This window comes from Amycolatopsis sp. VS8301801F10, assembly GCF_046195355.1.
Classification (GTDB): domain Bacteria; phylum Actinomycetota; class Actinomycetes; order Mycobacteriales; family Pseudonocardiaceae; genus Amycolatopsis.
In genome coordinates this window covers 9066157-9092145 of sequence record NZ_CP176065.1, presented here as the reverse complement: position 1 = coordinate 9092145, position 25989 = coordinate 9066157, and the positions used below count along the sequence as shown (strand labels likewise).

Annotated in this window: 17 protein-coding genes and 1 tRNA gene; 8 read left to right on the top strand and 10 right to left on the bottom strand. The window is 70.1% G+C overall.

What is annotated here, in order from left to right; genetic code table 11:
• The first annotated feature begins 1 nt into the window (after position 1).
• From F9C11_RS41610 to F9C11_RS41575, 8 genes are read left to right on the top strand one after another with little or no spacing between them, the layout of a single operon-like run.
• Positions 2-271 (top strand): acyl carrier protein, encoded by a 270-nt coding sequence (locus tag F9C11_RS41610; protein ID WP_409182812.1) that lies wholly within the window; start codon positions 2-4, stop codon positions 269-271.
• Positions 264-824: a DUF2786 domain-containing protein gene (locus F9C11_RS41605; RefSeq protein WP_409182811.1), complete on the top strand. Its 561-nt coding sequence runs from the start codon at positions 264-266 to the stop codon at positions 822-824. The genes F9C11_RS41610 and F9C11_RS41605 overlap by 8 nt, the downstream gene beginning before the upstream one ends.
• On the top strand, positions 821-2041 hold the full coding sequence (locus F9C11_RS41600; RefSeq protein WP_409182810.1) for an acyl-CoA dehydrogenase family protein: 1221 nt from the start codon (positions 821-823) through the stop codon (positions 2039-2041). The genes F9C11_RS41605 and F9C11_RS41600 overlap by 4 nt, the downstream gene beginning before the upstream one ends.
• The gene (gene sbnA / locus F9C11_RS41595; RefSeq protein WP_409182809.1) at positions 2032-3012 is read left to right on the top strand and encodes a 2,3-diaminopropionate biosynthesis protein SbnA; all 981 of its coding nucleotides are present in this window, start codon (positions 2032-2034) and stop codon (positions 3010-3012) included. The genes F9C11_RS41600 and sbnA (F9C11_RS41595) overlap by 10 nt, the downstream gene beginning before the upstream one ends.
• A complete protein-coding gene (locus F9C11_RS41590) occupies positions 3009-12692 on the top strand; it encodes an amino acid adenylation domain-containing protein (RefSeq protein WP_409182808.1) in 9684 nt (3227 codons plus the stop codon). Before sbnA (F9C11_RS41595) ends, F9C11_RS41590 begins: the two co-directional genes overlap by 4 nt.
• Before the next feature lie 5 nt (positions 12693-12697).
• Positions 12698-13501, top strand: coding sequence for an ABC transporter permease (locus F9C11_RS41585; protein WP_409187095.1), 804 nt, complete (start codon positions 12698-12700; stop codon positions 13499-13501).
• A gap of 17 nt (positions 13502-13518) precedes the next feature.
• Positions 13519-13722, top strand: a complete 204-nt coding sequence (locus F9C11_RS41580; RefSeq protein ID WP_409182807.1) for an MbtH family protein — start codon at positions 13519-13521, stop codon at positions 13720-13722.
• A gap of 1 nt (position 13723) precedes the next feature.
• Complete coding sequence (locus F9C11_RS41575; protein WP_409182806.1) at positions 13724-14671, top strand: ATP-binding cassette domain-containing protein; 948 nt, start codon at positions 13724-13726, stop codon at positions 14669-14671.
• A gap of 10 nt (positions 14672-14681) precedes the next feature.
• On the opposite strand, the gene F9C11_RS41570 is transcribed toward F9C11_RS41575, so the two are convergent.
• The 10 genes from F9C11_RS41570 to F9C11_RS41525 all read right to left on the bottom strand — a co-directional run bounded on the left by F9C11_RS41570 (position 14682) and on the right by F9C11_RS41525 (position 25535).
• A complete protein-coding gene (locus tag F9C11_RS41570) occupies positions 14682-15968 on the bottom strand; it encodes an MMPL family transporter (protein ID WP_409182805.1) in 1287 nt (428 codons plus the stop codon).
• 119 nt (positions 15969-16087) lie between these two features.
• On the bottom strand, positions 16088-17065 hold the full coding sequence (sbnA, locus tag F9C11_RS41565; protein ID WP_409182804.1) for a 2,3-diaminopropionate biosynthesis protein SbnA: 978 nt from the start codon (positions 17063-17065) through the stop codon (positions 16088-16090).
• A complete protein-coding gene (sbnB, locus tag F9C11_RS41560; RefSeq protein WP_409182803.1) occupies positions 17065-18096 on the bottom strand; it encodes a 2,3-diaminopropionate biosynthesis protein SbnB in 1032 nt (343 codons plus the stop codon). Before sbnB ends, sbnA (F9C11_RS41565) begins: the two co-directional genes overlap by 1 nt.
• Positions 18097-18134: 38 nt before the next feature.
• On the bottom strand, positions 18135-19505 hold the full coding sequence (locus F9C11_RS41555; protein WP_409182802.1) for an ATP-grasp domain-containing protein: 1371 nt from the start codon (positions 19503-19505) through the stop codon (positions 18135-18137).
• A gap of 69 nt (positions 19506-19574) precedes the next feature.
• Positions 19575-20309, bottom strand: coding sequence for a beta-ketoacyl-ACP reductase (locus F9C11_RS41550; protein ID WP_409182801.1), 735 nt, complete (start codon positions 20307-20309; stop codon positions 19575-19577).
• Positions 20306-21382 carry a beta-ketoacyl synthase N-terminal-like domain-containing protein gene (locus F9C11_RS41545; RefSeq protein WP_409182800.1) on the bottom strand — a complete coding sequence of 359 codons (1077 nt, stop codon included), beginning with the start codon at positions 21380-21382 and terminating at the stop codon, positions 20306-20308. The genes F9C11_RS41550 and F9C11_RS41545 overlap by 4 nt, the downstream gene beginning before the upstream one ends.
• Positions 21379-22626 (bottom strand): beta-ketoacyl-[acyl-carrier-protein] synthase family protein, encoded by a 1248-nt coding sequence (locus F9C11_RS41540; protein ID WP_409182799.1) that lies wholly within the window; start codon positions 22624-22626, stop codon positions 21379-21381. Before F9C11_RS41540 ends, F9C11_RS41545 begins: the two co-directional genes overlap by 4 nt.
• A gap of 5 nt (positions 22627-22631) precedes the next feature.
• Positions 22632-22883 carry an acyl carrier protein gene (locus F9C11_RS41535; protein ID WP_409182798.1) on the bottom strand — a complete coding sequence of 84 codons (252 nt, stop codon included), beginning with the start codon at positions 22881-22883 and terminating at the stop codon, positions 22632-22634.
• 168 nt (positions 22884-23051) lie between these two features.
• On the bottom strand, positions 23052-23732 hold the full coding sequence (locus F9C11_RS41530; protein WP_409182797.1) for a BTAD domain-containing putative transcriptional regulator: 681 nt from the start codon (positions 23730-23732) through the stop codon (positions 23052-23054).
• A gap of 1730 nt (positions 23733-25462) precedes the next feature.
• A tRNA-Ala gene (locus tag F9C11_RS41525) sits at positions 25463-25535 on the bottom strand.
• Positions 25536-25989: the final 454 nt, after the last annotated feature.

Genomic DNA, 25989 nt, shown 5'->3' with positions numbered 1-25989 from the left:
CATGACTGAGATCGCGCAGACCCTGACCGAGGACCGGGTCGTCGAGGGCATCACCGGCGCGCTGGGCACGGTGCTCGAACGGGACGTCGCCGACCTGTCCGCGGACACCCGGCTGTCCGACGCCGGCCTCGATTCGACCGGCGTGCTGGAACTGCTGATGCAGCTCGAGGACACGTTCGGCATCGAGTTCGACACCGAGAACCTGGAAATGCAGCACTTCGAATCGGTGCGTTCGCTCGCCGCGTTCGTCATCGCGGAAATCCGTGCCTGACCCGGTGCGGTGGCAGGAGTGCCGGCGCGTCGCCCGGGAGCAGGGCGTCGCGCCCGCTCTCAAGCTGCTGCCGACGACGCAGCGGGCCGGCGCGATCGCGGCGGTCCCGGCGGGAGAACTGCCCGCCGGGACGGAAATCCTGCGGGAAGCCGATCTCCCTGGCGGCGCGGTCGTGTTCGCCCGGGGTCTGGCGGGAGCGCCCGCGGGCCCGGACCTGGTGTGGGTGCGGCTGGGGCTTTCGCAGTGGCTGCTCGACGAGTGCCTGCAGTACTTGGGCGAGCGGCGTTCGGGGGAGGAGTCCTTGCTGCGCAAGCAGATGATCCAGGACTGCCTCGCGACCGCGTTGACCGGGCAACTGGCGGTAGAAGCGGATCTGCTGGCGGACGGGAACCTGGCTCCCGCGCGGGTGCGGTATCTGCACCAGTGCCTGTCCGATGTGGATCGGAAACTGCTCGGATTGCTGGGAGCGAAGGGTTTCCTCACCGGCGGGCCGGGCGAGGTCGCCGACGTCTCGGAGCTGCTCGCGAGCGTGCACGAAATGGGGACAACGTGACGGGCACGGTACTGACCGAACCTTTGCTGGCGCTACGGGAACTGGCCGCGGAATGGGCAACTGACCTCCGTGCGGCCGGTGCGGTGCTCGACCGCGATCCCGAGGCCATCACCCAGTTCGCCGACCTGCCCGCGGTGCGCTGCATGGCGCAGCTGCTGGTCCCGGGGGAGTACGGCTCGGAGGGCATCAACGTCGCCGGGCACCGGTTCCACGGGATGACCGCGCTGGAACGGACGGTGCTGCTGGAGGAGTTCGCCCGGGGCGACGCGGGCGCGACACTCGCCGCACCGGGCGCGTCGATGTCCGGCGTCCTGATCGACGTGCTCGCCGACGACGAGCAGAAAGCCTGGTTCTACGGCAGGCTCCTCGACCGTCCAACGTGGACTTTCTTCGCGCTTACCGAACCCGACGTCGGCTCCGACGCGAACGCGCTCACCACCAGTCTCACGCCCGGACCGGACGGCGACTTCGTCCTGAATGGACGCAAGCGGTATGTCGGCAACGCTTCCCGGGCAGGCCTGGGCGTGGTTTTCGCCCGCACCGCGCCCGGCCCGCTCGGCGTACGGGCGGTCTTGCTGGACACCGCTTCCCCCGGCTTCCACGCCGAACCACTGGGCATGCTCGGCTTGCGAGGTGCCCGGTTCTGCGCGGTGGAGTTCGACGAGGTGCGGATCCCGGCAAACCGGGTGCTGGGCCGCCATCTTTCCCCGACCCGACGCGGAATGTGGGCCGCCACGTTGACGTTCAACCGGCTCCGGCCCGGTGTCGCGGCTATCGCGATCGGCATCGCGCGGGCCGCGCACGAGTACGTCCGCGCCGAAGGCGGCCTGCTCGCCGGCGGCGCGGCGGCCGAATGGGATCAGCTGGGCTACCGGATCGAGAGCGTCCGGAACCTGGTGCACCTCGCGGCGATGGAGGTGGACGCGGGCGGCAGCCGCGGCGGGCATCTCGCCTCGTCGGCCAAAGCCGAGGCGAGCCGGCTCGCCGAGGACGCGACCAGAGCGGCCTGCCGGTTCTTCGGACCGAGCGCGCGCTGGACGCATCCCTTGCTGGACAAGCTGATTCGCGACGCCCGCGGCGTCGAGTTCATGGAAGGCGCCGCGAACATCCAGAAACTCATCGTCTTCACCGGGCTGCTCGCCGGAAAAGCCGGCCGGGGCGAGTCGTTCCCGGCGCTGAGCGCCCCCTCGCGCACCGGAGGTTCGCCGTGCGGGTGATATCCGCCCCTCAGGAGTTCACCGTCCCGGATCTGTACGTCGACCTGCGCCGGTTCGTCGGCCGCGACCTGTTCGTCAAGTGCGAGGGGTTCAACTTCGCCGGGTCGATCAAGCTCAAGGCCGCGCTGGAAATCGTCGAGCGCGCCGAACGGGACGGCACGCTGCGTCCCGGCCGGACGATCGTCGAGAGTTCCTCCGGGAACATCGGCGTGGCGCTCGCGATGGTCGCGGCCAGCCGGGGATACCGGTTCATCTGCGTCACCGACGACCACTGCACGCTGTCCGCGCGGCAGCTGATGCAGAACTACGGCGCCGAGGTGCGGGTGCTGACCGAACCGCATCCGGTGGACGGCCTGGTCGGCGCGCGGCAGCGGCTGGTGGAGAGCCTGTGCGCGGAGCACGAGGATTACGTCTGGCTCGACCAGCACACCAACCCGGGCAACTGGACCGCGCACTACCGGACCACCGGCCCGGAGATCCTGCGCATGTTCCCCGGCCTTGACGTGCTGTTCGTCGGCACCGGCACGGCCGGGACCCTGATGGGCTGCGCCCGGTACCTGCGCGAGGCGCGCCGGTCGATCCGCGTGGTGGCGGTGGACAGCGTCGGCTCGGTGAGCTTCGGCGGCCCGCCCGGACCGCGGCGGATTCCCGGGCTCGGTTCGGCGATCCGGCCGGCGCTGCTCGACGAGTCCTTGGTGGACGACGTGGTGCACGTCGAGGAAGCCGAAACCGTGGAGACGTGCCGGACGCTGGTGCGCCGCGGCTTCCTGTTCGGCGGTTCGACCGGCACCGTCGTCGCCGGAGCGCTGTCCTGGCTCGCCCGCGAGGACCGCGACCTGACCGCCGTGGCGATTTCCCCGGACCTGGGCGACCACTACCTGGACACCGTCTACCGGGACCATTGGGCCGCCGACGCGTTCGGCCGCGTGCCCGGGCAGACCACCGACCGACTTTCCGAGGTGCCGCGATGACTGCTGTCGAGACGAGCCTGCCCCTGTCCACGGCCCAGACCGACGTCTGGTTCGACGAGCAGCTGTCCGGAGGCGGCCTTGCCTACGCGATGGCCGACTACCTGGACATCTCCGGCGACCTGGACGTGGCCGTGTTCACCGAAGCGTTCCGCCTGCTCACCGAGGAGGCCGAGTGCTTCCGCGCCCGCTTCTTCGAGGTGGACGGCGAACCGCGCCAGGTGGTCGAACCGCTCGCCGAACTGCCGGTCCGCTTCCTCGACCTGTCCGGCGAACCGGACCCCGAGGCGGCCGCGCTCGCGTGGATGCACGAGGACCTGGCCCGGCCGTTCTCGGTCACCGATTTCCCGCTGTTCCGCGCGGCTCTGCTCACGCTCGGCCCCCGCCGGCGCTTCTGGTATCTCACCACCCACCATCTGGTGGGCGACGGGTTCAGCGCCGCGATCTGCCACCGCCGGATGGGCGAGCTGTACACCGCCGTGCGGACTGGCAGCGAGCCCGAGGGCCGTCCGCTGCCGCCGTTCCGGGACCTGCTGGAATCCGAACTCGCCTACCAGAACTCCACGCACCTTGGCCGCGACCGCGAGTTCTGGAGCAATCACTTCCGCACCGTCCCGGACCTGATCAGCCTGTCCGGCAAGGAACCCGCACCGGCGCGCGGCTTCCTGCGCCGCACCCTCGCCCTGCCCGCCGACGCGGCCGCCGCGGCACGCAAGGCGGTGGCGGAGGCCGGGGTGACCCTGCCGACCTTCCTGCTCGCCGCGATGGCCGCCTACACCGAACGCCTCTCCGGGATCCAAGACCTGATGCTGACCGTTCCGGTCGCCGCCCGCGCGGGGGTCCGGACCCGGACGATTCCCGGGATGATGGCGAACTACCTGCCGTTGAAAATGCGGGTCACGCCCGCGATGACCCGGCAGCTGCTGCTGAAGCAGGCTTCCCGGGAACTCGCTCGCACGCTCAAGCACCAGCGCTACCACGTCAACCAGATCCGCCGCGACATCGGCGTGCGCAGCGACGAGCGGCGGCCGTTCGGCGGTCCCTTCGTCAACGTGCTGCCCGCGGACCCCGGGCTGCGGCTGGGCGACTGCGTGACCCGGGTGCGGAACCTGTCCACCGGGATCACCAACGACCTGTCGATCACCGTCCTCGACGAACCCGGCGGCGGGATCGAACTGCACCTCAACGGCAACCCCGACCTGTACGACGAGTCCGGAGTGGACACTCATCTGCACCGGTTCGCCGGATTCCTGGACCGCTTCGCGCTCGCTGATCCGGACGCGCCGCTCGCGCACGTCGACGTGGTCGATCCGGGCGAGCGGGAGGAACTGCTCGCCGCCGGGCTGGGCGCTGTCGGCCCGGTGGGTGCGGGCGTGGTGGAGCGGGTGCGCGCCCAGGATCCGGACGCGGTAGCGGTGGTCGACGCGGCCGGTTCAGTGCGCTATGCGGACTTGGTCGGAATGGCCTCGGCGTTGTCGCGACGGCTGCCCGCCGGACGCGTGATCGGCGTGCTCGCTGGACCGGGAAGTGGCTTCATCTCGGCGGTTCTCGGTGTGCTGGGCGCCGGTGGTGCTTATGTGCCGTTGGATCCGGCGCTGCCGTTGGCCCGGTTGCGCGATCTGGTGGCGGACAGCGGCGCGGCCTGCGTGATCGCGGCTCCGGAATTCCGGGACGTCGCCGCGGAACTGCCGGTGGATGTCGTGGAACTGGACGGCACGGTGGACACCGAACTGGCCCCGGTCGTCGGCGCGGACGACGACGTGGCGTACGTGATCTTCACTTCCGGGTCCACCGGCCGCCCCAAGGGCGCGATGGTGTCCCGGCTCGGGATGATGAACCACTTGCTGGCGAAGGTGGAGGACCTGTCGCTGGAGCCCTCGGACGTGCTGGTGCAGAACGCGCCGCTGACGTTCGACGTGTCGGTGTGGCAGATGCTCGCGCCGCTGGTGGTCGGCGGTCAGGTCCGCGTGGTGGACCGGCGGGTCGCGGCGGATCCGGAAGCGTTGTTCGGGCTGGGCATGTCCGTGCTGGAGGTCGTGCCGTCGTTGCTGCGGGCGGCGTTGGACTTCTGGGACGCCGGCGGGGCGCCGGACCTGACCGGGTTGCGGTGGCTGGTCGTGACCGGCGAGGCATTGCCGCCGGACCTGTGCGTGCGCTGGTTCGGGTACTTCCCGGAGATCCCGCTGGTGAACGCCTATGGCCCGACCGAATGCTCGGACGACGTGACGCACGCGGTTCTGTCCAGTGTGGACGATGTCCGTGGGTTGCGGACGCCGATCGGTCTTCCGGTGCGGAACACGCGGCTGTACGTGCTGAGCGACGAGTTGCTTCCCGTTCCCGCGGGTGCCGCGGGTGAACTGTATGTCGGCGGGCTGGTGGTCGGCCGTGGTTACGTGGGCGATCCGGGCAAGACGGGTTCGGTGTTCGTCGCGGATCCGTTCGGCGAGCCGGGCACCCGGATGTACCGGACTGGCGACCGGGTGGTGCGCCGGGCCGACGGGGCGCTGGAGTTCATCGAGCGCCGTGACTTCCAGGTCAAGATCCGCGGCCACCGCATCGAGCTCGGCGAGATCGAAGCCACCCTGCGCGAGCTGCCGGAGATCGCGGACGCGGTCGTGGTGGTGTGCTCCGACGCCGCTGGCACCAAACGGCTCGCCGGGTACCTGGTCGGCACGGGGCCGGTGGACATCCCTTCCGTGCGCAGCGAACTGCAGCAGCGGCTGCCGGACTACCTGGTGCCGCCCGCGATGGTCGTGCTCGACGCGCTGCCGTTGACCGTGCACGGAAAGGTCGACCGGGACGCGCTGCCCGAGCCCGATTTCGCCGCCGAAGCAGTCGGCCGGGCGCCGCGCAACGCCGTCGAGGCCATCCTGTGCGACGTGCTGGCCGAGGTGCTGACAGTGCCGAAGGTCTACATCGACGACAACTTCTTCGCCCTCGGCGGCGACAGCGTCAGCTCGATCCAGGTGGTCAGCCGCGCGCGCAAGGCCGGGCTCGTCATCACCCCGCGCGACCTGCTGGAAGCGCGCACCCCGGCGGCGATCGCAGAGAACGCGGTCCCGGTGGGGGAGGAGGTTGCCCTCCAAACCACCGCCTTGATCGAACTCGCCCCGGGAGAGCTGGACGAGCTGCGGGCCGGGCCGGTCGAGGAGGTGCTTCCGCTGGCACCGTTGCAGCAAGGCATGCTCTTCCACGCCGAACTCGACACCGAGGGTGTGGATTTCTATGCGGTACAAGCAATCGCCGATCTTGAAGGGCCGCTGGACACCACTGCGGTCCGGGATGCCTGCGCCACGTTGCTGACCCGCCACACCGCCCTGCGCGGATATTTCCGCCGGCGTCGCAACGGGGAGCCGGTGCAGCTGGTCGCCGAATCGGTCGAGCTGCCGTGGACCGAAATCGACCTCACCGGGCTCCCGGAGGAGGACCGCGAGGCAGAGCTGCGGCGGCTAGTCGAGCAGGACCGGTTGCGCCGCTTCGACCTCGCGCGGCCGCCGCTGGTCCGGTTCACGCTGATCCGGGTCGCCGCCGAGCGCTACCGGTTCCTCTGGAGCGCACACCACATCGCCACCGACGGCTGGTCGGTCCCCATCCTCATCGACGAGCTGGCGAAACTGTACGCAGGCGGCGCGCGGACGGAACTGCCCGCGGTGCCGCAGATGCGGGACTACCTGGCCTGGCTGTCCCGGCAAGACCAGGAAGCCGGACGGAAAGCCTGGCAAGACCTGCTGGAGGGCCTGCCCGGACCGACCCGCGTCGCCCCAGATCTGCCCGCAGCCGAGACCCTGCCCGCGACAGTCGAGTTAGCACTGTCCGAAAGCGACACTGCGCACCTCTACGCCTGGGCGGGCGAACACGAACTGACGGTCAGCACGATCGTGCAGGCGTGCTGGGCGATTCTGGTCGGCCGGCTGGCCGGGCAGCAGGACGTGGTCTTCGGCGCGGTGGCTTCCGGACGCCCCGCCGAACTGCCGGGCGTCGAAACGATGGTCGGCATGTTCGTGAACACCGTGCCGGTCCGGGCCCGCCTCGACCCGGCCCGCCCGGTCCGCGAGCTGCTCGCCGAACTGGGATCTCAACAAGCCGCGATGGTGTCTTACCAGCACATCGGGCAGGCACAACTGAGCGGAGCCATCCCGGACAGCGGAGAACTCTTCGACACCGCAGTGGTGTTCGAGAACGTCCCCGCCGGCGATGGCGGACCGCTGGTGAAACTTGGCGAGGACGTCCGCGTGGTCGACGCGGTGACGCTCGATTCGCGGCACTACCCGCTCAGCCTCGTGGTGGAACCGCACGCCTCCCTGGCCTTCCGCTTCGACTACCTCCGCGAAGCCTTCGGCGACGACCGCGTCCGCGAGCTGGCGCAGCAGTTCCGGGCGCTGCTCGACACGGTGCTCGGCGATCCGGACCGCCCGCTGGGCCGGATCGACGTGGTGGCCGAGCCAGCGGAGACCTTCCTGCTGGGCGCGACCGGCCCGATCGGCGCGGGCGTGGTCGAACGGGTCCGCGCGCAGGCCCCGGACGCGGTCGCGGTGGTCGATGACTCCGGTTCGGTGAGCTACGCCGAGCTGGTCGGATTGGCCTCGGCACTCTCGCGGCGGCTGCCGCAAGGCCGGGTAGCGGGGGTGCTCGCCGGTCCCGGGATCGGCTTCATCTCGGCGGTCCTCGGCGTCCTTGGCGCAGGTGGCGCCTACGTACCGCTGGATCCGACGCTGCCGCTCGCCCGGCTGAGAGGGCTGGTGGAAGACAGCGGCGCGGCCTGCGTGATCGCGGCTCCGGAATTCCGGGAGATCGCGGACAGCCTGCCGGTAGCGGTCGTGGAGTTGGACGGCGCCGTGGACGCCGAGCTGGCCCCGGTCGTCGGCGCGGACGACGACGTGGCGTATTTGATCTTCACGTCCGGGTCCACCGGCCGCCCCAAGGGCGCGATGGTGTCCCGCCGCGGGATGGTCAACCACCTGCTGGCCAAGGTGGAAGACCTGTCGCTGGAGCCGCCGGACGTGCTGGTGCAGAACGCGCCGCTGACCTTCGACGTGTCGGTCTGGCAGATGCTGGCCCCGCTGCTGGTCGGCGCGCAAGTCCGGGCGGTGAGCCGGGAGACGGCCGCCGATCCGGACGCGCTGTTCGGTCTGGGCATGTCGGTGCTGGAAGTCGTGCCGTCGTTGCTTCGTGCCGCGCTGGACTTCTGGGACGCGGGCAGCCCGCCGGACCTGACCGGGTTGCGGTGGCTGGTCGTGACCGGCGAGGCGTTGCCGCCGGACCTGTGCGTGCGCTGGTTCGCGTACTTCCCCGACATCCCGATGATGAACGCCTACGGGCCGACCGAATGCTCCGACGACGTGACCCACGCCGTTCTGTCCAGTGTGGACGATGTACCGGGCCTGCGGGTGCCGATCGGCCTTCCGGTGCGGAACACCCGGCTGTACGTGCTGGGCGACGAGTTGCGTCTGGTCCCGCCAGGTGCCGCCGGCGAGCTGTACGTCGGCGGTTTGGTGGTCGGCCGCGGTTACGTCGGCGATCCGGCCAAGACCGGCTCGGTGTTCGTGGCGGACCCCTTCGGCGAGCCGGGAACGCGGATGTACCGCACCGGCGACCGCGTCGTGTGCCGGGCCGACGGGGCGCTGGAGTTCATCGAGCGCCGCGACTTCCAGGTCAAGATCCGCGGCCACCGCATCGAACTCGGCGAAATCGAAGCCGGTCTGCTCGCGCAGGAATCGGTCACCGACGCGGTGGTGGTCGTGCAAGGTTCCGACGCGGCCAACCGGCACCTCGTCGGCTACGTCGCGGGAACCGCCCGCCCCGAAGAACTGCAGGCCCAGCTGGCCGAACTGCTGCCCGCGTACATGGTGCCCAGCGCGATCGTCGTACTCGACCGGCTCCCGCTGACGCCGCACGGCAAGGTGGACCGCAAGGCCCTGCCCGCCCCGGAACACCTGATGGGCCAAGAGAAACGCGGCCCGCGCACCCCGGTCGAGGAACAACTGACCCGGCTCTACGCCGAGGTGCTGGGAGTCGCCGAAACCGGAATCGACGACGACTTCTTCGCGCTCGGCGGCCATTCCCTCCTGGCCACCGCGCTGGTCAGCCGGATCCGGTCGGAACTGAACGTCGAACTGCCGCTGCGGGATCTGTTCGAGGCCCGCACCGTCGCCGCGCTGGCCGGACGGCTCGCGTCGGCCGGCCAGGCGCGCGCGGCGTTCCGCAAGCTGGACCGTCCCGATCCGCTGCCGCTGTCGTACGCCCAGCAGCGCATGTGGTTCCTCAACCGGCTCGAAGGCGAACACGGCGGCTACACCATCCCCCTCGCCGTGCGGCTTTCCGGAGAACTGGACCGCTCCGCGCTCGCCGCAGCCGTCGACGACCTGACCGCACGCCACGAAATCCTGCGCACGGTCTTCCCGGACACCGACGGCGTGCCGTTCCAACGCGTGCTCGACGCGGGAGCGCCGCTGCGCCTCGCCCCGCTGCCGGAGGACCTCGCCGCCACGCTGGCCGGGGAAGTCGCCCGCGGCTTCGATCTGTCCGCCGACCTCCCGTTGCGCAGCAAGCTGTTCGGTCCCGACCAGAACGGCGACCACGTACTCCTGCTGGTCCTGCACCACATCGCCGGAGACGCCTGGTCGGTCGACGTGCTCGCCCGAGACCTCGCCACCGCCTACGAGGCCCGGCGGTCCGGCAAGAGTCCACAGTGGACCGAACTGCCCGCCCAGTACGCGGACTACTCGGTCTGGCAGCACTCCCTGCTGGACGACCCCCAGGACGGCGAATCCGCCCGCCTGCTGAAGCACTGGCGGGAGGCGCTCGCCGGAATGCCCGGCGAACTGGCGCTGCCGGTCGACCTGCCGCGCCGCGCGTCCGCCAGCTACCACGGCGGGACCATCGAGTTCGCCGTCCCGTCCGCCGTGCATCGCGGTCTCTCGCGGCTCGCCCACGAGCAGGGTGCGAGCCTGTTCATGGTCGTCCAAGCCGCACTGGCCACGCTGCTCACCCGGCTCGGCGCGGGAACCGACATCCCGCTCGGCAGCCTGGTCGCCGGCCGTCCGGACGAAGCCGTGCACGACCTCGTCGGCTTCTTCGTCAACACGCTGGTCCTGCGCACCGACACCAGCGGCGACCCGAGCTTCGCCGAACTGGTCGCGCGAGTCCGCGACGCCGACCTCGCCGCTTACGCCCACCAGGAACTGCCCTTCGAACGGCTGTTGGAGGCAACGCAACCGGCCCGGTCGATGTCGCGGCAGCCGTTGTTCGGGGTGCTGCTGTCCTTCTACGACGTGCCGCCCTCCGAAGTCAGCCTCGGCAGCCTGACCGCGCGCCCCGAACTGCTCGCCCCGACGCACAAGAAGTTCAAGTTCGACCTGACCTTCCAGCTGGGCCAGCACAAGGGCGAACGCGGTCTGGAAGGCACGCTCGAATACAACGCCGACGCCTTCACCGCGGAAACCGCGCACCTGCTCGTGGACCGGTTGACCCTCCTCTTGACGGCCGCCGCCGAGGCCCCCGGGCAGCCGCTGAGCCGGATCGACCTGCGCACTTCCGCCGAGCGGGCCACCCCAGCCGAGCCGTCGCTCGAGGTTCCCGACGGCTTGCTGGCCCCGGGCGACGTCGGCCTGCGCGAACAAGCCAACCGCGTCGCCCGGGCGTTGCTGGCCCAAGGCGCGGGACCGGGGGAGACAGTGCTCGTCGACCTGCCCCCGGGCCGCGACCGCTGGGCAGCGATCTTCGCCGTGCTCGCCATCGGCGCGGCCTGGACGCCCGCAGACGGCCCGTCTCGCTATACCGTGCCCGCCGACGTTTCCGGATTCGCCGACACCGACCTGACGGTCTCGGTGTCTGGCGCGGAGCTGGCCTATCGCGGAGAAGCGGTCTTCAGCCGGGATGCCTTGGCCGCGACCATCGCCGCGCTGCTGACCGAATTGCCGCTCATGGCCGGCGACCGCGTCCTGGCCCCGGACACCGAATTCGCGCTGCCGGTCGTGCTCGCCGCGTTGCACGTCGGCGCGGTGGTGACCGTCGCCCCCGCCGCGGAGATCGCGGAACTCGCCTCGTCGGTGGACCCGAGCGTCGTGGTCCTGACCCCGAACATCGCGAAAATGCTGGCACTGCGACCGGGCACCCGGGTGCTGAACTTCGGCGAGGAATTCCTCGACGGAGCACTCAACTGCGAGGGAACCGCGGCGTCCGGCTGGCTCTCGCTGGTCAACGGACGCCCGTTCGCGCACAGCCGCGCCGAGGTCTTCGACCAGCAACTGCAGCCGGTGCCGCGCGGTGGCCGAGGAGAGTTGTACTTGGCTGGCGCACCGTCCGGTCGCCCCGCGCGTCTCCGCTTGGACGGAACCATCGAAGTGCTCCGCGAGGCCCAGGTACGCGGCTTCGCGATCCCGCTCGGCCAAATCGAAGCGGCCCTGCACCGTCAGCCCTCGGTGGCCGCAGCTGCCGTAATCGCCGAGGACGACGCACTGCTCGCCTACGTGGTCCCGCAATGGGAACGCGGCGTCGACCCGCTGGCCCTGCGCGAAGCACTCGCGGCCGAACTCCCCGATTACCTGATCCCGAGCGCCTTCGCGGAACTCGACACCATCCCGGTCGCTCCGGACGGCACGTTGGACCGCTCCGCCCTGCCCACCCCCACCGCACCGCCGAGCCAGGACCCGGGCGAATCCGTCGAACTGCTGCGGGCCGCGTTCGCGGAAACCCTTGGCCTCGCCGAGATCGACGTCCGGACCGGGTTCTTCGAACTGGGCGGCAACAGCCTGCAGTCCGTCCGGCTGGTCGCGCTGGCCCGCCGAGCCGGACTCCGGCTGACAGTCGCCGACGTCCTGACCCACGGCAGCGTCGAACGCCTGGCCGCACTCGCCGAACGAGCCGAACCGGATCTCGCGGACCTGCCCGACCCGTTCGCCCCGCTCCTGCCGATCCGCCCGACCGGGACGAAACCGCCGCTGTTCTGCCTGCACGCCGGACTCGGCCTGAGCCTGCCCTACCTCGGCCTGGCCGCGCACCTGCCCGGCCGTCCGGTCTACGGCCTGCAATCGCCCGGGATCAGCGGCGCCGAGCAGTTCCCGGACTCGGTCGAACAGGTCGCCGAGGACTACCTGAACCGCCTCCGCCGCGTCCAGCCGCACGGCCCGTACCACCTGCTCGGCTGGTCCTACGGCGGTCTGCTGGCCTTCGAACTCGCCGTACGGCTGGAGTCCGAAGGAGAACCGGTCGGCTCACTGTCCATTTTGGACAGCTACCCGCCGGATGGCGCCGAACCAGCGCCGTCCCGGCACGAGCTGCTCGTCGACTTCCTGGAACACGTGGGCTTCCACGACACCGCCGCCGGTGCCGAGCTGACCCCAGCCGACGTCATCGCCGTGCTGCGGCAGGGGGACAGCAGGCTGGCCGACATCGGCGAGGAACGCATGACCCGCGTCCTCGCCGTGATGGACAACAACGCCGCGCTGGCCCACCGGTACCGCCCGGCGAGATTCAGCGGCGCGGTCGAGCTGTTCGTCGCCGCCGAGGGACTGACCGATGCCGAGGTGGCCGAACGAGCGGGCCGCTGGGCGCCGCACGTGGCGGGCCCGGTGCGAGCGCACCGGATCGAGTGCGGCCACGAATACCTGATGGACCCGCGACCACAGGCCGAGGTCGGCGCCGTGGTGGCCGAAACGCTGGCGAGCAACGAGGAGTCGCAGTGACCGCAATGACCACCCCGGCGCACCCTCCGCGGGCAGCGGCGTTCGTCGAAACCTTCGCACTGGCCGGACGCCGGTTGACCCACCTGCGCAAAGTCCCCGGCCGGCTCCTGGCGATCACCCTCAACTCGCTGATCACCATGCTGGCCATCGGCTACGTCTTCAAGGGCGCGGTGAGCGTCGAAGGCGGCGGCAGCTATCCGGAGTTCCTGTTCCCGGCCGCGCTCATGCAAGTCGGGCTCGCGGGAGTCGCGCCGACCGCGATCGCGGTGGCGATGGACCTCAAGGGCGGCCTCACCGACCGGTTCCGCTCGCTGCCGATCTCGCGTCCCGCCGTGCTGTTCGGCCACACCATCGGCGACGCGCTGGTCGGCTTCGTGGCACTGGCGATCGTCGCCGGGATCGGGCTGGCGGTCGGCGGCCGCGTGCACGCCGGGTTCCCCGCGCTGCTCGCCGGATTGGCCGTGCTCGCCCTCTTCCTGTACGTGATGATCTGGGTCGGCGTGCTGCTCGGGCTGTCCATGGGCAATCCCGAATCGATCGACGGCGTCGGCGCGGTGCTGACGCTCGGGCTTTCCTTCCTGTCCAACGCGTTCATGGCGGTCAGCCAGCTCCCGTCCTGGGTGCGGCCGATCGCCGAATGGAACCCGGTCAGCTCCGTCACGACGCTGTGCCGCCAGCTGTGGGGCGTGCCGCTGCCGGCGGACAGTTCGTTCCCCGCCCAGCATCCCGGCGTCGTCGTCGCGGTGACGCTGGTCGTGCTCTTCGCCGCGGCGACCCTGCTCAGCTTCCGCCGCTACCGCCTCGCCTAACCGATCCGGAGTACGCGATGACAAACCCGTTCGACGACCAGAACGCCACCTTCCTGGTCCTGGTCAACGACGCCCGGCAGTACAGCCTCTGGCCGTCCTTCGCGGAAATCCCGCCCGGTTGGCGAGTTTCGCTCGGCGAGAGCAGCCGCGAAGAAGCCCTGGCGCACATTTCGGGCCACTGGACCGATCTGTCGCCCGAAAACGTCCGGGAAGCAGGCTGACATGGGAGAACTCGCAATCGAAGCCGAGGGCCTCCGCAAACGCTACGGCGACCACGAAGCGCTCGCCGGCGTCGACCTCGCCGTTCCGCCCGGCACCGTGCTGGGCCTGCTCGGGCCGAACGGCGCGGGCAAAACCACCACGGTCCGGATGCTCGCGACCCTGCTTCCGCCGGACAGCGGCCGCGCGCTGGTCGCCGGACACGACATCGTGCGGGAACGCAAGCAAGTCCAGCGGCACATCGCGCTCGCCGGCCAGTACGCGGCCGTGGACGAACTGTTGACCGGACGGCAGAACCTGGTGCTGCTGGGCCGGCTTCTGCACCTCGGCCGCCGAGGAGCGCGTGCGCGGGCGGGCGAACTGCTGGAGCGGTTCAACCTGGCCGAGGCGGCAGACCGCGCAGTCGGCACGTACTCCGGCGGGATGCGCCGTCGGCTGGACCTCGCGACCTGCCTCGTCGCGCGTCCGTCGGTGCTGTTCCTGGACGAACCGACCACGGGACTCGACCCGGCGAGCCGGATGGGCTTGTGGACGATGGTCCGCGAACTGGTCAGCGAGGGCGTCACGGTCTTGCTCACCACGCAGTACCTCGAGGAAGCCGACTACCTCGCGGACCGGATCGTGGTCATCGACAAGGGCCGAAGCGTCGCCGAGGGCACTGCGGACGAACTCAAGCGCAAGGTCGGCCGGGAACGGCTGGAGGTCGCCGTCGCGCATCCCGAGGGTCTCGCGGACGCAGTGGCGGCCCTGACGCCGGTCGCAGTGGGCGTCCCGGTCGTGGACGAACGCCGGTGCAGCATCTCTCTCGAACTGCTCGACGAGAGCGGCGGGATCGCCGCGGCGGCGAACGCGTTGCACGAACGCGGCGTCGCACTGGCGGACTTCGCGCTGCGCAGACCGACCCTTGACGAAGCCTTCCTCGACCTCACCGGGCACCCGACCACCGGGTGACCCGAGCCTCTCACTTTCGCGCAGCCCCCGGCCCGGTCCGCCGCCACCAGCGGACCGGGCCGGCCAATGAGAGCAGCAAGGGCAACAGCACCAACCGGATCACCAGCACGTCCATCGCCAGCGCCGCCGCGGCCGCCCAGCCGAACTCGCTCAGCTCGCCGGCGCCAGCGATCCCAAGAGCGCTGAACACGCCGATCGACACCACACTCGCGCTGGAGATCGCCACGGTGCCGCGCCGCAGCCCTTCGGCGAGCACGTGCTGCGGCGACATCCCGGTCAGCGCCTCGACGCGGAAGTGGTGCAGCAGGCAGACATGCAGGTCGGTCGTCGGCGCGGCGAGCACGGCCACCAACGCCACGGGCAGCCACGTCGGAGCCGGCGGGTCCAGGCAAGTGAGCATGGTCAGCGCGAAAAGCGCGGAGAGCACCGAAAGCACCGCGGTCGTCAGCGCGACCACCATCGGCCGGAAAGCCGTGATCACCGCCAGCGAGGTCAGGCCGATCAGCAGCGCCAACGGCAAGGGCGGCAGCGTCGGCGATTCGAGGTAGCGGTAGACGACGTACCCGAGCGCCGCGGCGGTGCCCGCCAGCGCGCCGATGAGTCCCGCCGCGCTGCGGTAGCGCCAGGTCGCGGGCAGGCGGGCGACGAACCGCGGCAGCCAGTGCCACTGGAACGGCCTCCGCCCCGGGACTGAGATCCGGGTCAGCAGCACCGGAAGCAAAGTCAGCGCCGCGGCGGCTTCCACCAGAACGACCAGGACCACGGCCTCGGCCAACCGCATGACCTGCGGTTCGCCGGTCAGGTACAGCCCGGTCATCGCCGCCAGCATCGCGAGTCCGGTGACGAGCGCGGTCCGCCCGGCGGCGGACGCGACGATCTGCGCGGTGTCGGACGCGTCGTGCTTGCCCGGCGGCATCTCCTGCTGCCTGCGGACCGCGATCAGCAGATGGTTGGCCGCGCTCGTGATGCCGGGCAGGAGAACGAGGTTCCAGTTGCCGAACGAGCCCGTCCCGGCTTCGGCGATCGCCGTCAGCACCCCGAGCGCGCCGGCCCCGACCGTCGCGAGATAGCCGAACGCGAGCGCGGCCAGCCGCAGCGAACCCAGCACCAGCACCAGCAGCAGCGCGGTGAGCGGGCAGCCGACCGCGAGGACGGAACCGGCGTTCGCGGAGCCTCCGGTCGCGGCGGCGAGGCCCTCGCCCGCCGCCGCGAGCAGGAACAGCAGCCACGCGCACAGGACCGGGCCGGGGTGTCCGGCACACCAGCGCGCGAGACGGAGCAGAGGTAGCGTTCGCAATGCCGAACTCCTTGGGCCGCTTCAGGCCTCCCGCCGCGCAGGCGGCAAGCCGGACGGTCTAAGGATGGCTCCTCGTGATCGTGCGCACACTGGGCGTGGCACCTCGATTTCGAGTGGTACTAGCTCCCGAGCGCGGCGGGCGGGGCGAGCGCCGCGGCTCCGTAGAGGTCGGCCACCCACTGGTCGTGGTAGACCGTGTCGAGGTAGCGGTCGCCGAGGTCGGGGGAAACCGCCACCGCGGTGAGGTTTTCGCCCTGCTCGTGCCGATCGAGCCAGTCGAGCGCCCCGGCGACGACGGTGCCGGTCGAGCCGCCGAACAGGAAACCCGCCCGCACGAGACGGCGGCACATGCGCACGGTGTCGAGCTCCGGCACGTGCACCACATCGTCCACATAGGACTCGTCGAGCAGCGGGGGCCGGACCCCGGTGCCCAGACCGGGGATCATCCGCGGCGCGGCCGGCGTCCCGAAGGTCACCGAACCCACGGTGTCGACGGCTACCACGCGCATTCCGGGACAGTGCTCGCGCAGGTACCGCGCGCAGCCCATCAGCGTGCCGGTGGTGCCCGCCCCGATGAACGCCACGTCGGCGCCGGGGAACGAACTCGCGATCTGCGGACCGGTGGTGCGGTAGTGCGCCTGCCAGTTGCCCGCGTTCGCGTACTGGTTGAGCCACACCCGGTCGGCGCCCTCGGCGCACAGCCGCCGCACGTGCGCGATCCGCGCGCCGAGCAGGCCGTCTTCCGGATGCGGTTCAGTGATCACGTGCACCTCGGCGCCCAGCGTCTGCATCAGCTGCCGGGCGCCGAGGGTGCAGCGGGAATCGGTGACGCAGACGAACCGGTAGCCCCGGCTGGCGGCGACGAGGCTCAGCGCCACCCCGAGGTTGCCCGACGAACTCTCCACGAGCGTCGCGCCCGGCCTCAGCGTGCCGTCCAGTTCGGCCGCGTCGATCATCTCGGTCGCGGCCTTGATCTTGATCGAACCGGCGAAGTTGAAGCCCTCGCATTTGAGGTAGAGCGATCGCCCGGTGCACCCGTACAGATCGACGAACAGGTCGTCGACGTTGAACTCGTGCGGACTGGTGATGATCGGCATCAGCGGGCGCCGTAGCGGTCGAGTTCGAAGAAGAAGTCGCCCACCTCGCGCAGTTCGCCGCGGCGGCGCAGTTCGTCCAGGACGTGCTTGCCGACGGCGAGGTCGAGCACGCCGAGCCCGAACGGCGAGAACACCAGCGGCCGGTCCGCGGGCAGGGCGAATGCCCCGGTCAGGACGTCGAAGAGAGTGCCGTCGAGGAAGTCGCGTCCGCCGGTGGCCTGTTCGGCCAGGTGCACCGACGTGTTGGCCTTCAGGCAGTGTTCGACGTCGTCCACCACGTTGGCCGACGCCAGGATCACCTCGGTGGACAGGTCGCGCAGGGAAACGTTCAGCACCAGCGGGTTGTGCGCGAACCAGGCCGGATCGTGCACGTGCGGTTCCCCGGCGACGGTGGCGAACACGATCAGGTCGCTGCCGCGGATCAGCTCCTCGGCGCTTTCGCGCACCGAAATCCCGCTCGCGCCGGTGCTTTCCAGGTAGCCCCGGAAGCCCGCGGCGTGCTCGGGGGAGAGGTCGAACACCGCGGTCTCGTCGAAGTCCCAGCCGGTGCCGAGCAGGAACCGGTGCACGTAGCGCGCGATGAGCCCGGTGCCGACGAACCCGAGCCGTCGCGGCCGTTCGCCGCGCCGGCTGAGCCAGTCGGCCGCCAGCGCCGCCGACGCCGCGGTCCGGCTGGCGCTGATGATCGAGCTTTCCATGCAGGCCAGCGGGTACCCGGTCGCCTGGTCGTTGAGGATCAGCACGGCCGAGGCGCGCGGCAGCCCGGTGCGGACGTTCTCCGGGAAGCTGGAGATCCACTTGACCCCGTCCACCGCGACCTCGCCGCCGACCGAGGCGGGCAGCGCGATGATGCGCGCGGCCGGCCGGTCCGGGAACCGGAGGAAGTAGGAGGGCGGGTTGACGGTCGCCTGCCGCCCGTGCAGCCGGTAGGCCGCCTCGATCAGCTCGACCAGGTGTTTCTCGGCGCCGTCGAGCACCTGGTGCACCTGGGCGCCGGACACGACGGCGAACTCCGGAACGGTTTCAGTCACAGAACTTCCTTAGTCTTCGGCTGGGCGGAAACGGGGGCTCAGGCCTGCTGCAGGACGGCCAGCGCGCGTTCGACCCGCGCGTCGATCCGGTCGACCTCGGCGGCCGAATCCCCGATGAGCACGCCGTAGAGGCGGCCGGCGAACGGGGCGCCGTCCGCGGTCTGCGCGCCGGCGTTGACGGTGGCGAAGTTGTTCACCAGCAGGCCGCTGCCCGTGCCGTCGAAGAGCAGATCGCCGAGCGCGTCGCGGACCCGGTCGAAGCCCACGCTGGCGCCGAGCCGCAGCGAGTAGTGCCGGGCCATCGCGGTCTCTCCCGCGGTGACGAAGCGTTCCTGGATCGGCACCTGATAGGTGGACATGTTGTTGCGGGCGTTGATTTCCAGCACCGGGAAGACGCCGCCGTCCGGTTCGACGATCGCGTCCACCCCGACGACGCCGTAGTAGCCGTCGGCGGCGAGCTGCCCGCCGAGCGCCTGTGCCGCGGACCGGATGGTCGCGAGCTGCGCTTCGTCCAGCCGAGGCGGAATCCGATGTCCTTTGTGGACGCCGTTTTCGGTGATCAGCTCCTTGACGAAGTCGAAGCGCACCGAACCGTCGCGGCTCACGGTGAACTGGTAGTTGAGGTCGGCGCGCTTGTCGACCCACTCCTCGAGGACGAACGCGATCCGGTCGCGGCCCTTCCGGCGGGCGGTCGCGGAGATCATCCGGCGCAACCGGTCGAGCCTGCGCTCGTCGGAGACCACCGAGATCCCCTTGCCGGACACCCCGAACGCCTCCTTGACGACGACGCGACGCCCGGCAGCGAGCACCTCGGCGGCCGCGGCGACGGCCTCGTCGAGCAGCTCGAGCGTGTCGCACGCCCAGCCGTTCGGCTGCCGCAACCCGAGCTTGGCCGCGATGCGGCGGCTGTAGATCTTGCTGTTCACCGCCTTGCACCGGGCCGCATCCGGCGCGGCCAGCGGCAATCCCGTCGCGGCAGCCAGTTCTTCCTCCACCGCGGAGACACCGTGGGCGAGCAGATGCGCGTCGTCGGCGCGCAGCGCGGACAGCGCGGCGATCAGCCACGGATCGTGGAGGGCGTCCTGGCTGACCGTGCGCGCCGGATCCGGGTCGGCGATCACGTGGATCTGCGGCAGGTCGAGGCCGAGCCCCTCCAGATAGCCGCGGTAACCCGGATCCGGCGCGTGCTTGAGCACCACGTGGTCCCGCTTTCCGCCCAGCAGCAAGGCGAACTCGTCCATGCTGTTGACGACCGCCGTGCCGCCCGGGGCGGACACCCGGGGCAGTCCCTGCTCGTCGACCGCCCACTGCTCCTCGACCTCGAAGTTGCCGACGAACACCAGCGGCCGGTCGGCCGTGCCTAAAACCGCGGTCTTGAGCCGCGGGATGAAACCGTTCTCGGCGCTCATGACGTCCTTTCGCCAGCGCACGGACAGGACGCGGCACGCGCTGCCTGCGCTGCCGCGGGGAACGTTCGGCTAGACGACGAAGCCGCCGTCCACCTCGAAGACGCTGCCGGTGATGTAGGAGGCGCGTTCGGAAACCAGGAACGACACCAGGTCCGCCACCTCTTCGGGCCGGCCGAATCGCCGCAGCGGGACGGCGCGCAGCATCTTCTCGCGGGTCGCTTCGCTCAGCTTGCCGAGCATGTCGGTCTCGATCAGGCCCGGCGCGACGGAGTTGACCCGCACCCCGTACCGGCCGACTTCCTTGGCCAGCGCCTTGGTGAAACCGAGCACGCCGCTCTTGGCCGCGGAGTAGTTGGTCTGCGTCGGATTGCCGTGCACGCCGGACACCGAGGAAAGCGTCACGACGCTTCCGGAACGGCGTTTGAGCATCCGGAACACGGCGGGACGGCACGCGTGGAAAACGCCGTCCAGGTTCGTGCGCAGCACACTCGACCAGTCCGGTTCGGACATCAGCGCGAGCGCACCGTCCCGGGTGATCCCGGCCGAGGTGACCAGCGCGTCCGGCGCCCCGAACTCGTCGGCCGTGCGCTCCACCCACGCCGTGACCGCCTCGCCGTCGGCCACGTCGACCTGGGCGGCCTCGACCCGGACGCCCAGGTCGAGCACCTCCTTGACCAGGACGTCCGCCGCGGTTTGGTTGCTGTGGTAGCAAAAGGCGACGTCGAAGCCGTCCTGTGCCAGGCGGAGCACGACCGCCCGGCCGATGCCGCGGGAGCCGCCGGTGACGAGCGCGGTTCTGCTCATCGCGCACCGCCGAGCAGCAGCAACGCGCAGGCCACCGAACCGTCGTCGTCGCAAGCGGTGACGACGATGTGGTCCTGCTCGCCGAGGTCCGCTCCGTCGGCGACGCTGAGCACCGAGGCCAGCCCGAACAGCGCGGTCGCCGCCGACGTGTCACCGATGAGGTCCACCGGCGGCACGCGGTCCGTCACCTCGTCGCCGAACAACTGCCGCAACGTCGCGTCCTCAGGACGGTCCGAGCCGACGGGGAAGCCACTGCCGACCGCCGCCCACACTCGTTCCTTGGCCACGCCAGACCGGTTCAGCAGCGTGGACACGGTGGCGTGCAAAGTTCCGGCGAGGTCGCCGTCGAGGCAGATCCGCGAGTCGATGCCGCTGAGCGTCGCCAGCACGCTGCGCGGATCCGCCGAGTCCGCCGGTTCGAGCAGGAACATCGCACAGCCTTCGCCGAGCGTCGCCGCCCCGCCGCGCCGGTGGTGTTCCAGCCAAGACCGCGCGGCGGAATGCTCCTCGGCCGCACCGCACAGCACCTGAGCCGCGCGTTCGGTCATCAGCAGCCGGCGGGCGTAGTTCAACGCCTGCAACCCAGTGGTGCGCCCGGCCGCGATCGTCGCGTTAGGACCCTTGAGGCCGTGCCAGATCGCGGCCTGCCCGGCCGCGCAGTTCATCACGGTGCCGGGAACCGCGGCGGGTTCGACGTGATCCGGCTGTTCGCCGGTGATCGACGCGCGGGTCAGGTCCATCATGCTCTGCGCGCTGCCGGTCGTGGTGCCGAGCACGAACCCGATGTGCTCGCGGTCGCCGTCCGGAGCCAGTTCCATGTCGGCGAGCAGCTGCTGCGCGGCCGCCACGGTGAGCCCGCTGACCCGGTTCATCGCCCGGGTCTTCTTGCGGCCGAACATCTCGCGCACGTCGAAGCCGGGCACGATCGCCGCCGGATCGCCTTGCGCGCCGGGGTCGAGGGCGGGCTCGCGCCGGGAGCGGACGCCGTCAGCGAACGCCTCCCGGCCGTAGCCGAAGGGGGAGATGGCGGTCCAGGCCGAGATGACCGGACGGCGCCGGGCAGGTGCGGTCACCGCAAGGCCTCCTCTCGGGGTTGCCGCTCGTACCGGCCGAGCAGGACCACGGCGTTGTTGCCGCCGAAGGCCCAGCCGTTGTTCTGCACGATGTCGAGGTCGGCGTCGACGGATTCGTTGGGGACGCAGTCGATCGGGCAGTCCGGGTCGGTGTCGCGGTGGTTGATGGTGGGCGGGATGAACTGCTCGGTGAGCGCGATCGAACAGCCGATCGCGGCCAGCGCGCTCGCCGCGCCCATGGAGTGCCCGAGCATGGATTTCATCGACACGGTGCGCGGCGGCTTCGGCCCGAAAAGGTCGCGGATCGCCGCGGACTCGGTCATGTCGTTGGCTTTCGTCCCGGTGCCGTGCGCGGAGATCAGGTCGATCTCGGCGGGTTTGACCCCGGCGTCGGCCAGCGCCAGTTCCATGCAGCGGGCGATCCCGGCCTGATGCGGAGCCACCGGATGATGCGCGTCGCAGGACATGCCGTAGCCCAGCACTTCCGCGTAGATCCGGGCGCCGCGGGCGAGCGCGGAGTCGAGGCTTTCCAGCAGAAGAATGCCCGCCCCCTCGCCGGTGAGGATGCCCATCCGGTTGCGGTCGAACGGACGGCAGCAGTCCGGGGCGATGCTGCGCAACCGGTAGAACGAGGTGAACGTCTTGCGGCACAGCGCATCCGCGCCGCCGCAGAGGGCGAACTCGGCGTCCCCGCACCGGATCGCGTCGAGCGAGTTGCCGATGGCGTAGTTGCCCGCCGAACACGCCGTCGCGATGGTCCCGGTCTCGACGTCGGCCAGTTCCAGCTCGCGCGCGATCGACGTGGCCAGCCGTCCCGCGGAGATGCGGCGCACCAGCTTCGGGTCGAGACCGGCCAGCCCTGCGGAGAGTTCCTGCCGCACCAGCCCGTCGAGTTCGTGCGCCTCGCCGTCGGTGCTGCCCACCGAGACGAGCGTGCGCGCGGCACGCAGGGTTTCCAGCGGCAACCCGGAATCCTCGACCGCGAGCCGCGCGGCCGCGGTGGAGAACCGGCTCGCCCGGCCGAGGTCGCCAGGGTCGAGCGTGCGGATCCACCGCGCTGGCTCGAAGTCGGCGACCTCGCAGCCGTTGTCGTGAGCGAACCCGGCGGTGTCGAACACCGAGATCGGCCGGACGTTGCTGCGCCCGGCGCGCAGTGCGGCGGTGAACTCCCGGACCCCGATGCCGATGCTCGACACGACACCGCATCCGGTGATGACCACCCGGCGCCCGATACTCGTCGACATGGTCTCTACCAGCTCGCGGATTCCGAGACGACCTCGTACACCGCGCGCAGGTTGGTCATCCGGGCGAACTGGCCTTGGTCGATGGTGACGCCGAACTTCTTCTCCAGCGCGGCCAGCACGTCCATCAGCGACAGCGAATCCGCCTCGTGGTCGTCGGCGAAATCGCTGGTTTCGGTGAGCTCCGCGTCGTCGAGCTCAAGGTGCGTGCAGACGATCTCGCGGATCTGCTGCATCCGTTCGGAGACGGCTGTCGTCATGGGGCACTTCCGATCGTCAGGGACCTTTTCCGGTGATCGGCCCGAAAACTAGCGACGACCGGTGACGCGCTTCTGACAGCGCCCTGACGCGAAGGCCCCGTCGGCGCGGTGTCAGCAGGCGGTCATCGAGGGCTGCCATGCTGACGCCGTGGAAGCCAAAACGACGGTTCAGTCGAGAACCTGGTCCTGCATCAGGATGGACTGGTACAACCGGCGCAGCCCCGGCCCGGGCTCCAGCCCGAGTTCGGCGCTCAGCCACTTCCGGGTGCTGTGGAAAACGGACACCGCCTCGCCCTGCCTGCCGTCGCGGTAAAGCGAGATCATCAGGTACTCGCTGAGCCGCTCCCGAGCCGGGTTCTCCGCGACGAGCTGCTTCAGGTCGTGCGAAAGCCCGTGGTGTTCCCCGACTTGCAGACGCGCGGAGATCAGGTCCTCCTGCACGGTGAGCCGATGCTCGTTGAGCTGCTCGGCCGCCATCCGGCAGCGAGTGCAGTCGGCCACGTCGAGCAACGCCGGCCCGCGCCAGAGCCGCAACGCTTGCTCGAAGACCGTGATCGCCCCACGCGGATCCGGCCCGAGCAGCGCGGCCCCACGCTGAGCCAACGCAGAAAACCGATGCGCGTCAACGGCCTCGGCGGGCACGGTCATCAGGTACCCGCTGCTGACCGTGCGAACCACCTCGCGCTCGCCGGTCACGTTGAACACGAGCTTCCGCAGCCGGGCGATATTGGCCTGCAAAGCGTTGCGCACGTTCGCGACCGGTTTGTCCGCCCACAGCTCGTCCGCGAGAGTGTCCAGGGACAACGGAACCCCCGGCGACAAGGCCAGCAACGCGAGCACAGTCCGCACCTTCCGCGACGCGACTCCATGCCCGCGGCCGGCTTGCCTGAGCGTCACCGATCCCAATAGCTCAATTTCCATATCTACCCCTGAGGAAAAATAGCCCGTCTCAAGTGACCCCACGCACCGAGCTGTCGGCCGAGCCGAGCATGTCAGACGTTGAAAAGTCGGTCTACCTCCGATTGGGGTAATGAGTTGGCGTCATGCGCGACAGTTTCCCGCTAGCAATAGGAAGGCCCTTCCCCATTTCCGGCCCCCGACCTCCCGATGGTGGTGCTGGCACCAGTCAGGACAGTGGTGGTACCTCCACCAGCGCCCCGTTCACCGGCGAATACCTTGTCGTACTCGCCGGTACGGTGTTGAATCAATTATCGCGGCCGGGGCGGAGCCGCATTTTTCGGCATGGGGTGAGTTCTATTTGCAGTTCCGGGCAGTATTTTTGCCCGTTGTCGCGGAGTCGGCGAATGGTTATTTATTAGCGGGCTGGCGACGCAGGGTGTTTCCGTTGTTCCCCAGAGTCGCCCGCGACATTCGACACCGCGGCTCGCCCTCTCGGCTGCTGGGACGGAATGCCGCAATTGCGCCAGTGTGCAATCCGCCGCTCCTGGGTCGGCTGGGTGGTAACAGGGAATTTTGCGAACTTCAGTACTTTCGCCAGGGCAGCCGTCGTCGCGCCGCGCCTGACTCCCGCCCACGGCCTCCTCTCCGAAGCACACCCATCCGCCCCGTCCCGGCTCGACCTTGTGCTTGGGTGTCGGCCGCCAACCGCTGCTTCGACCCTCTCGCTTCCTCATGCCGCTCTGCCGGTCCCGGCACTCAGACGACCAAGACCGAAGGTTTCCGAGACAGCTCAACGCAGCATCCTTACCTCGCCCCGCCGCGTAACCCTCCAGCGCCACCCGCCGAAGGCGACCCCCAGGCTGGATCCCCGCGTGAATCACCGTCTCGCCACTACTCCCACACTGGGCGACTGCACCTCCGCCCCGCCTGCCGACAAACAACATCGCCCCGTGTAAGACATCTCGGCCAGCCCAGGTAGTCGCGCTCTATCTTTCCCGTCCAGCCAACGATGTCCGGCACCATGTCACGACCCGGACAGTTCCCCGCATTGGATGCCAAGCGGCGCAAATCAACAAACCCGGGAACACGTTCCCCACCGAAGCCCTCCCTCGACGGCCAACGGCTGTCGCCTCCGAGCCCGGGCCAACAGACCGCCCCACGCCCAACACTTAGCCCGAGGCATCCCGCCACGCTGCGCTCTCTGCACTCCCGCCGATCCGACACCGCCACCGCGACAGCCGGTTGCCCCTCTTCGCCGAGTCCCCAACCAGTTCGCTTCCGGACGCGGCCCTATCGCGCGTCCTGGCCGTCGTGAGCCCGAGCTGCCACCGCAACAAGCAACAGCCGCCAAACGGCAAACCCACCCCGCGGATTTGCGTGGCTAGAGCGACATGCCCACGCGCCCCGCCGCATACTTCGAACCGACGCAGTCGCGCGAACTCGCCGCACTGGACACTGACGCGCCGCCAGCAACCGACCAAGCCACCCGAGCGCGACAACATCCCGCCAGTCGCCACCGCCGCGCGCGAACCATGCCGACTCATCAGCCGGGTTTTCAAACCCAGGCCGCAGACCCCCAACACCCACCCCAGCGACCTGGACCGGTCACCTCAGCTGAGGACGCGAATGCAAAACCCTCCGGCCAACCTGATGTGGCCGAAGGGTTCATATGCAACTTGTGGAGCTAAGGGGACTCGAACCCCTGACCCCCTCACTGCCAGTGAGGTGCGCTACCAGCTGCGCCATAGCCCCGAAGCAGAGGTGAACTCCGCATCTCGTATGGACATACAGTACACCCCGCCTTTCAGCCTCGCGGCAGGGGGTCGGTTATGCGCCGCAGGCGCGCTCGAAGGCGGCGTCAAGCTGGCCAGACGCCTAGTGAAGTGACCGGCTCCGAGCGTATTAGTGCAGGTCGACTGCCCTTCCTGACTTTTCTTCAGGTTTGCGTTGAGTCCGGGTGTGTCCGCGGTTACGTTCCTCCGCAGTCGCGACGTCGAGCCGCCCCCTGCCACGCAGCGGACCGCAACCCCCGGCCGGGTCGCCTGATGGTCCGGTCTCGGCGAGGAGGTGCGATGAGTCCCGAATCACGGAGAGTGGCTGCCCTAGCCCTGCCGCCTCTGATCTCGGCCAGCCGTCTCCCCACGCGCAGCAGCAGAGTGCTGCTCCGTCAGTCCTTCGAGACGAACACCCCAGCACGGCCCAGCCA

Bases quoted from the DNA above. Each gene is read 5' to 3' on its own strand.
- F9C11_RS41610 (WP_409182812.1), top strand. From the start codon at position 2: ATGACTGAGATCGCGCAGACCCTGACCGAGGACCGGGTCGTCGAGGGC.
- F9C11_RS41590 (WP_409182808.1), top strand. From the start codon at position 3,009: ATGACTGCTGTCGAGACGAGCCTGCCCCTGTCCACGGCCCAGACCGAC.
- F9C11_RS41585 (WP_409187095.1), top strand. From the start codon at position 12,698: ATGACCACCCCGGCGCACCCTCCGCGGGCAGCGGCGTTCGTCGAAACC.
- F9C11_RS41580 (WP_409182807.1), top strand. From the start codon at position 13,519: ATGACAAACCCGTTCGACGACCAGAACGCCACCTTCCTGGTCCTGGTC.
- F9C11_RS41575 (WP_409182806.1), top strand. From the start codon at position 13,724: ATGGGAGAACTCGCAATCGAAGCCGAGGGCCTCCGCAAACGCTACGGC.
- sbnA (WP_409182804.1), bottom strand. From the start codon at position 17,065: ATGCCGATCATCACCAGTCCGCACGAGTTCAACGTCGACGACCTGTTC.
- F9C11_RS41555 (WP_409182802.1), bottom strand. From the start codon at position 19,505: ATGAGCGCCGAGAACGGTTTCATCCCGCGGCTCAAGACCGCGGTTTTA.
- F9C11_RS41550 (WP_409182801.1), bottom strand. From the start codon at position 20,309: ATGAGCAGAACCGCGCTCGTCACCGGCGGCTCCCGCGGCATCGGCCGG.
- F9C11_RS41540 (WP_409182799.1), bottom strand. From the start codon at position 22,626: ATGTCGACGAGTATCGGGCGCCGGGTGGTCATCACCGGATGCGGTGTC.
- F9C11_RS41535 (WP_409182798.1), bottom strand. From the start codon at position 22,883: ATGACGACAGCCGTCTCCGAACGGATGCAGCAGATCCGCGAGATCGTC.